Genomic DNA, 6,827 nt, shown 5'->3' on the forward strand with positions numbered 1-6,827 from the left:
GATCTCGATGCCGGTGATCCCGCCGGGGGTGCCGGTGGTCCATTCGACCAGGTCATCGGCCATGATCTGCCCGCGGGCGCGTTCATCCCCGCCGGAGCGCAGGCTGTCCGCGTGCCGGGTCAGGGCCGCGTGCACGGCGACGCCGGCCGAGACGAGCAATAGGGCGGTCAGGTAGCACATGGTGTCCGGTGCCGGGCGGAGGCTGACGTGCCGTTCGGTGGCGGCGTGGGCCGCGCGCTGGGTGACGGAGCGCGGGTCCCGGCGGTAGGCGGCGGCCCGGGCCGCGGCCACGACGGCCCGGTCTCCTGCACCGCTCAGCGTTCCGGTGTCGGGGGCGAGTTCCTCATCGACGCTGGACCGGTCCGCGGAGGACAGGGACGCCGTTTCGCGTACCAGCAACGTGGCCCGCCATTCGTTCAACTGCCCCGTCTCCACGGCAGCGAGCGTGTGCGGCATCTCCGTCACCAGGGCCTTGGCCAGGCCCAACAACCGGTTTCCCTTGGCCGGGGACTCGCCACGCGCCAGGGCGATCTGCGCTCCGATGCCCGCCCCGAGCCGGTCAGCGGGGATCCCGAGGTGGCACTGCTGCCGGCGCTGCAACTGTTCAAATGCCACGGTCAAGCGGGCCTGACGGGCAGCCAAGGCAGACTTTTCCACTTCCAGTGCCCGGATCTCATCAATCAGCCGGGCACCATCCTGATCGGCCACACCCCCGCGCAGAGCGGCCGCGTCCCCGCACAGGGCCAAGGCGGCATCGTCCGCTGCCGTCGCCTGAGAGCACCTGCCGGCGCAACCGCACCCCGCTGCGGCCGGAACCACTTCAGACCCCCCATTACCGCCCATAACTCAAGTGTCGCTGTGGGGTCTGACATTAAAGGCCGTCACATTAATGCGGGCCCGCTAGTGCGGCTCCAGTGCCAGCCGGGCGCCGAAGCCGATGAGCACTGCTCCGGTAATGCGGTCGATAATGCTGATGGACCGCGGGCTGCGCAGCCATTTCGAGGCAAAGCCGGTGCCAATGATGATCAGCGTGAACCAGCACATGGCCATGACGCCATGCACCGCAGCCAGCAGCAGCCCCATGGCCAAGGGTGACATTCCGGCGGGAATGAACTGCGGGATGGTCGCAACGTAAAACACACCGACCTTGGGGTTGAGCAGGTTGGTGGCCGCCCCCTTCAGCCAGGAGCCCCATAGCGTGCCGTCGTGGGCCGGGCCCGGATCCGCGGGCCGACGGCGGCGGCTGCTCCCCATGCGAGCGCACCGCAGCAGACGCCAGCTGCCGTGGCGAAGGCCGCGGCGCGGCGGCGGGTGAGTCCGGCGCGCAGCACGATGGAGGTGTCGATGCCCGGGACAAGGGTCAGGAGACCTGCCACAACGGCGAACGACAGGACAGCCTGGGGGAAAGTCATGGCGCCAGTTTAGGGGGTCAGGCCGCGGGCCCGGGAAACGCACAGACCCCGCCCCGGGGTTTCCGGAACGGGGTCTGGCTGGGCAAGGGCCGGTCAGCTATTCGTGGTGGATGGCCGCCGAGCTTCCTGTGGAGGTTGCGGCCCTGGTCATCTGGAACTCGGGGATGTCCTCCGGATTCGGGCCGCCGCGGAACTTGGGCGAGGGCTGGCCGCCGCCGCTGATCCGCTCGAGTTCCTGGTCCTCGAAGTCGTCCTCGACGCCGAGCATGATGGCGGAGTCGTGGTTGGTGATCTCGCCGCGGAACGCCCGGACCATGACACTGCGGTCGAACTGGCCTTCCCATTTGGACACAACGAACGTCGCGACGCAGTTGCCGAGCAGGTTGACCACCACGCGCATGGAGTCCATCAGTCGGTCCGCACCCAGCAGAAGGGCGACGCCGGCCACGGGGAAAATCCCCAGCGCGGCGGCGGTGGCGGAGAGTGCCAGGAAGGATGACCCGGGAACGCCGGCCATGCCCTTGGAGGTCAGCAGCAGGACGCCGAGTGCCGCCAGCTGCTGGCCCAGGTCCAGGTTGTGGCCGAACGCCTGGGCCAGGAACAGCAGCGAAATCGAAAGGTAGATCGCGGCACCGTCGAGGTTGAAGGAGTAGCCGGTGGGCACCACCAGGCCGGTGGTGGCCCGGGAGCAGCCGGCGTTGGTCAGCTTGGTCATGATCCGCGGCATGACAGCCTCGGTGGACGCCGTGCCGAGGGCCAGCAGGAACTCCTCACGGGTGTACTTGAGGAACTGCCAGAGCGGGACCCGCGCGATGCCCCAGGCCACGAGGAACAGGAGACCGATGAAGACCAGGGCGGCTCCGTAGCACGCGGCGATCAGCATGGCATAGGTGCTCAGGGTATCGAGGCCGTACTGGCCGATGATGAATGCCATTGCGCCGAAGGCACCAATCGGCGCCACCTTCATGATCCAGGACATGATCTTGAAGATCAGTTCAAGGACGGTCTCCATGAGGCTGATGACCGGCATGCAGCGGTCCCGGCCGATGACGACGATCGCTGCGCCGAAGAAGACCGAGAAGAAGAGGACCTGGAGCAGGCTGTTGCTCGCGAAGGCGCCGATGACGCTGGTGGGGATGATGTCGAGGATGAACGCCGCAGCGTCCTTGGGAGCGGCATGGCCGGTCTTTGCGTCCAGTGCCTCCTGGGAGAGCGTGCTCGGATCGATGTTCAGGCCGGCGCCGGGCTGAACAACGTTGCCCACGACCAGTCCGAAGACCAGGGCGAAGAGTGTGGCCGCTGTGAAGTACAGAAGTGCCTTGACCCCTACCCTTCCGACCGCCTTGACGTCGCCTACGGCTGATATCCCGGTAACGATCACCAGGAAAATCAGCGGCGCGATGATCATCTTGATGAGCTGGATGAAGCCGTCTCCGAGCGGCCTCAGCTGGGAGCCAAGGTCCGGCCAGAAATGCCCTATGAGAACACCTGCCACGACGGCGATCAGAATTTGGAAGAAGAGCGACCTGTACAGGGGCTTCTTCTTCGACGGCGCCGAACTCGCCTTCAGCGCCGAGGAATCTGGGATCTTCATTGATCTGTACCTATTCAATCGGGGACAGCCCCGGAAATCGGGGTCTGGTTCAAACGTAACCCCGCTCACATTATTCCGCAAGAGGATATTTGATTTCCATATTGCGGAATTGAATGGTGATTGGAAGGCACGAAAAAATCCGCCGCGACTTCGGGCGCCTGCGTCCGGGATCCGGGCGCAGCTGTCCGAAGACGCGGCGGAAAAGGCTGGTTCGCTGTTAGCCGCGGCCGACGAAGGGCATGCCGGCTGCCGTGATGACCACCGAGCCCACACTGGCCGACGCCGGCATTCCGGCCATCATCAGGACGGCCCTCGCCGCGTCCTCCACGGGGAACATGGGCTCAACCTTGCGGGTGCCGTCCGCCTGGAGCGCACCGGAGCCGACGCCGATGGTGTCCATGATGTCGGTGGCGGTGTTGCCGATGTCGATCTGGCCGCAGGTGATGCCAAAGGCGCGGCCATCGAGCTCGATGCTCTTGGTCAGGCCTGTCATGGCGTGCTTGGTGACGGCATAGGCCACGGTCCGCGGCCTGGGCGAATGCGCCGAGATGGACCCGTTGTTGATGATGCGTCCGCCCTGCGGGTGCTGCGCTTTCATGGCGCGGACGGCCGCGCCCGCGCACAGCAGCGAGCCGGTCAGGTTCACGGCAACGGTGGCTTCCCAGTCCGCGAGGGTGATCTCATCCACCGACGCTGCCGGGCCAAACACGCCCGCGTTGTTGAACAGCACATCCACCCTCCCCCACCGCCGGAGGACGGCGGCGAAAAGGCGCTCGACGTCGTCGGGCACGGTGACGTCGCACGGCACCGCCAGCGCCTCCGGGTGACCGTCCGCCGTTTCGAGCAGCTGCGCCTCGCGGCGGCCGGCCAAGGCCACGCGGTAACCCGCCGCGAGCATCTGGCCGGCGACCGCCCGGCCAATGCCGGAACCTGCCCCGGTGACGACGGCGACAGGGCCGGGCTGTCGCTTTGCTTCCGGCAGCGTTTCGGTCATGCGGTACTCCTGTTGGCTCCTGGATTACTGGGCGGCGGGAACATCCGCCGCCACCAGTGGCCAGCCTATGACGGTCTTGGGCCGCGGCGTGGCATAGGTCCGCACTTTGGAGGTGGAGAGCCGCATCCTCACCAGCGATTCCGCAATGGTCACCGCGGCCGCCACGCCGTCGACCACCGGGACGCCGGCGCGCTGCCGGATCTGTTCATCCAGGCCGGCCATCCCACCGCAGCCCAGCACGATGACCTCGGCCTTGTCCTCGCGGACGGCCAGGAGCGCCTGCTCGATGATGGCCTCGACGGCGCGCTCCGGCTCCTCCTCCAGTTCCAGGACCGCCATGCCGCTGGCGCGCACCGAGGCGCAGCGCGCATCCAGGCCGGCCAGCTTCAGCCTGTCCTCGATGAGCGGAACAGCACGGTCCAGCGTGGTGACCACCGAGTACTTGTGCCCGAGGAACATCGCCGTGCTGGCTGCGGCCTCGGTGATGTCGACAACCGGCACGTCCAGGAGCTCCTGCAATCCCTCGCGGCCGTGCTCCCCGTAACCTGCCTGGATGACGGCGTCGAAAGGCTCCGGATAGTTCACCACCCGGTCCATGACGGCGATCGCCGCGAGGTAGCTTTCAAAGTTTCCTTCGCAGGAATCCGCGCCGAACCTCGGGGTGACGCCGACGATCTCCGTTCCGGGCCCCGCGATGCTGCGGGCCTGGGCGGCGATGGAATCGGTCATGGACTGGGTGGTGTTCACGTTTGCGACAAGGATGCGCATGGTTGCCTCGGCTTTCGGTGTGGAAAGGTCTGGGTGCTCGTCAGTGTGTGCTCGCCACGGCGATGGCTTCGCCGTCGACATCTTCGAGCCGCTGCGCGCGGTCTGCGATGACGAAGTACAGCACGGCGGCGATGCCGGCTGCGAAGAACCAGGCGAACGGGGCGGCGGCGCCCAGCGCCGGAACGAAAGCTATCAGGAGCGCGACGGCGGCCGCGGGAACCATGGCGATGATCGCCCGCGGGTTGAAGCCCCTCCTGTAGTAGTAGGCCCCGGAGGGATCATCCGTGTAGAGCTCGGGCACGTTGACCCGTCCGCGGCGGAGCAGCCAGTAGTCGGCCATGACGACGCCGAACAGCGGGCCGAGCAGGGCGCCGAGACCGCCCAGGAAATACACGATCACGAGCGGATTGTTGTACAGGTTCCACGGCAGGATGATGAGTCCGATCGTCCCGCTGACCCAGGCCGCCTTGCGGAAGTTCAGGTGCTTCGGGAAGAGGTTGGTCAGGGCATAGACCGGGGCCACGAAGTTGGCCATCAGGTTCACGGCGATGGTCAGGATGAGCAGCGCGAGGCAGGCCAGCACGAGGAAGAGCGTGTTCGGAATGGTCTGGACAATGTCCGAGGGGCTCTCAATGACCGCCCCGTTGATCTTGAACTGGCCGCCTGCCATGACCACCACGATGGCGCCGAAAAGGAGCATGTTGATCGGGATGCCCCAGAAGTTGCCGCGCACCACTGCCTTCTTTGAGACGGCGGACCGGGTGAAGTCGCAGAAGTTCAGGACGAAGGTGCCGTAGATGGAGACCCAGAGTGCGCCTCCGGCAAAGATGGTGCGCCACATGTCCGCGCCCTCGAGTGCATTGTCCGAGGCCCAGGCGATGGAACCGCCGGCCTCGGCAAATATCCAGACGGCGATGGCGGCCATGGTCACGAGGATGACGGGGCCGGCGAAGGCTTCGTACTTGCGGATCATTTCCATGCCGAAGCTGACGATGACCAGCTGGACAATCCAGAGGAACACGAAGGCAATCCAGCCAAGCGTGGACAGCCCGAGAATGGAGTTGGCGTCAAGCTCCTTCAGCGACGGAACCATGGCCACGAGCATGACGCGAAGCACCACGGACGCGAGGTAGGTCTGGATGCCGAACCAGGCCACGGCCACCGCCCCGCGGAGGAGGCTGGCGATCTGGGCTCCCCTGATGCCGAAGCTGATGCGGCTCATCACGGGAAACGGCACACCGGTCTTGACGCCCATGAAGCCCGAGAAACTGAGCAGTGCGAACAGCAGGACTGCACCGACGCCCAGGGCCAGGAGGATCTGCCAGCCGCCCAGGCCCAGCGCGAAGAGACCAATGGCGAAGGCATAGTTCCCGAGGCTGTGGACGTCGTTGGCCCACAGCGTGAAGATGCTGTAACTGGTCCAGCGGCGGCCTTCCCGCTTGGTCGGGGCAAGGTCGATGTTGTAGAGGCTGGGGCTGATGGTGCGCCCTGAAGCGGCGCTCGCTGTTTCACACAGGGCGTCAATGCCCGTTGCGGGATGGACCGGCTGGCCCGACAACTCTGTCGGGCTGGGAGCCGTTTCGACGCCGACTGATGGGGTCGTCTGCATCTGGATCTCCAGTTCTTGGGATGGGTGTGAGCGGAGGTCGACGCCTCCGATGAAGCCTATTTCCATATAGCGGAAACTACGTTTTGAAGAGTGGAATAACTTTATGACCTGAATCACGTGGCGGTCAAGGGTGCCCCGGTTGTCGCGGCAGTCACAATTGGGGAGTTGGCCTTCCGGCGCACCCGGCGGGGGCGGCGGCCCGCCATCACCTTGACCGCAGCACCGCACACTGCCTAATCTCGAATGGCAAGAATGTTTTCTCACAATACGAAAACATGAGCCCAACATTCAAAGATGAAACGAGGCTGCCGTGGCTGCAGGAGAAGATACCTCCCATATCCTCAGCGGGTTGACTAACCAGCTGCCTGATCGTGATCCGGAAGAGACCGCCGAATGGGTTGAGTCCCTGGATGCGCTGATCAGGGAACAGGGCACCGAGCGTGCCCAATA

At 65.7% G+C, this 6,827-nt stretch carries 8 protein-coding genes; 1 reads left to right on the top strand and 7 read right to left on the bottom strand.

Annotated features, from left to right (window positions below):
• The 7 genes from JYA52_RS00400 to JYA52_RS00425 form a co-directional block, all read right to left on the bottom strand.
• On the bottom strand, nucleotides 1–843 hold an 843-nt coding region (locus JYA52_RS00400; protein ID WP_205651185.1), incomplete at its 3' end, for a 13E12 repeat family protein.
• A 57-nt stretch (nucleotides 844–900) separates the two neighbouring features.
• Nucleotides 901–1,140 carry a LysE family translocator gene (locus JYA52_RS00405; protein WP_307869261.1) on the bottom strand — a complete coding sequence of 80 codons (240 nt, stop codon included), beginning with the start codon at nucleotides 1,138–1,140 and terminating at the stop codon, nucleotides 901–903.
• Between the two features lie 38 nt (nucleotides 1,141–1,178).
• Nucleotides 1,179–1,412: a hypothetical protein gene (locus JYA52_RS22220; protein ID WP_240459803.1), complete on the bottom strand. Its 234-nt coding sequence runs from the start codon at nucleotides 1,410–1,412 to the stop codon at nucleotides 1,179–1,181.
• A gap of 97 nt (nucleotides 1,413–1,509) precedes the next feature.
• On the bottom strand, nucleotides 1,510–3,006 hold the full coding sequence (locus tag JYA52_RS00410) for a cation:dicarboxylate symporter family transporter (RefSeq protein ID WP_205651186.1): 1,497 nt from the start codon (nucleotides 3,004–3,006) through the stop codon (nucleotides 1,510–1,512).
• A gap of 217 nt (nucleotides 3,007–3,223) precedes the next feature.
• Entirely contained in the window at nucleotides 3,224–4,000 is a 777-nt protein-coding gene (locus tag JYA52_RS00415; RefSeq protein WP_205651187.1) for an SDR family oxidoreductase, read from the bottom strand.
• Nucleotides 4,001–4,024: 24 nt separating this feature from the next.
• Complete coding sequence (locus JYA52_RS00420) at nucleotides 4,025–4,768, bottom strand: aspartate/glutamate racemase family protein (protein ID WP_205651188.1); 744 nt, start codon at nucleotides 4,766–4,768, stop codon at nucleotides 4,025–4,027.
• Between the two features lie 40 nt (nucleotides 4,769–4,808).
• Nucleotides 4,809–6,377 carry an NCS1 family nucleobase:cation symporter-1 gene (locus JYA52_RS00425; RefSeq protein ID WP_205651189.1) on the bottom strand — a complete coding sequence of 523 codons (1,569 nt, stop codon included), beginning with the start codon at nucleotides 6,375–6,377 and terminating at the stop codon, nucleotides 4,809–4,811.
• 310 nt (nucleotides 6,378–6,687) lie between these two features.
• Here JYA52_RS00425 and JYA52_RS23165 point away from each other — a divergent pair.
• The coding region (locus tag JYA52_RS23165; protein ID WP_504739503.1) for a pyruvate dehydrogenase E1 component-related protein at nucleotides 6,688–6,827 on the top strand (140 nt) is incomplete at its 3' end.

It is taken from the genome of Arthrobacter pascens (assembly GCF_017052465.1).
Lineage (GTDB): Bacteria > Actinomycetota > Actinomycetes > Actinomycetales > Micrococcaceae > Arthrobacter > Arthrobacter pascens.